Source organism: Mycobacterium sp. TH-M106 (genome assembly GCF_057473765.1).
The window spans coordinates 1-1,231 of sequence record NZ_JBYCLE010000305.1; the positions used below are offsets into that span (position 1 = coordinate 1).

The window sequence follows — 1,231 nt, forward strand, 5'->3', positions numbered from 1 at the left end:
ATTCGTCGACCTCGAGATCGGTTTCCTTTATCAGCCGTGCGTCGGCGGGCACCACCTCGTTGCTGCGCACCTCGATCACGTCGCCGGGCCGCAGTCGCTCCGCGACCACCTCGCGGTACATCTGTGTCCCGCCCGGACCGGTAACCAGCTTGCGGGCCGGCGGCGTTTGTTGGGCCAGCAGGAGGTTCAGTCGGGTCTCGGCCCGCAACTGCTGGGCGGCCGCCAGCATGGCGTTGCCGGTCAAGACGGTGCCGACCATCACCGCGTCGATCGGCGAACCTAACAGCGCGGTGGCCACCGAACCCACCGCCATCACCGGGGTCAGCGGATCCGCGAGCTCCGCGCGGACGGCCTTGACGAACTGCCGGAGGGCGTTGGGTGGTTGTGCGCCGGCCGGGACAACCGTTGCTTCGGTATCGGTGTCCGGCTGCGGGAGCACGTCTTGCACCTGCTGGATCGACATGGCGTGCCACTGGTAAGCGGGTGCCGGTCTCGGCGCGGGTGTGCGGACCACCCGGCGGGCTAGCAGGTATCCCGACAGCAGCCCGGCGGCGGCGCCGAGGGTCACCGGTCCGGGCCCGCGCCCCCGCCGCGCCCGGACACCGGGCACCATCAGCACCGCACCCAGCGCCGATGCGCTGGCGGAGAGCGTGATGCCACGCCGGCTTGCCGCCCGTGCTGCGGGCAGTGCGCGCAGCACGGTCCAGGCGCCGGAGAGATCGGCCAGGATCAGGTCCGCCTCCCAAGGTGGCCGTACGGCTGCCGGATCGGCACCGGCCGGCATGATTCCCAGCGCCACGTCCGCGCCAGCCAGCGCTCTTCTCGCTATTGATGACAGCACCGCCACGGTGTGGCCGGCCTGGTGCAGCTCCGCCAGCGTGTCGGCCAGCGTGTCATCCAGTTCGCCATCGCTGACGCCCTGGTCGACCGGACGGATGTCGTCGAAGGCCGGCCGCAGGTCGCCCAGGATGTCTGGGCCCGTTGAGAAGTCGACCGAGACCATCGTCACCCCGGACGCGCGTGCCTCGCCCGTCACCGCCGCCGCCAGCGGGTGGTGCGTGGGTGAGATCAGTGCCTCGATCGGCCCGCGGCGGTCGGACCGCCGCATCCCCGGAACCGGGGTCGCCACCTGCGACTTCTCATCGCAGAGCACGCGCGGGTCGACCAGGAGGGCGTCGACCTCGTCGAGGCGGCGCAAGGCCTCCGGCCGCAACGGCAGCACCCCGTACCG

The 1,231-nt window shown here is 71.6% G+C and carries 1 protein-coding gene; it reads right to left on the reverse strand.

Annotated features, from left to right (window positions below):
- The coding region (locus AC2VOP_RS10590; RefSeq protein ID WP_486960919.1) for a P-type ATPase actuator domain-containing protein at positions 1–1,231 on the reverse strand (1,231 nt) is incomplete at both ends.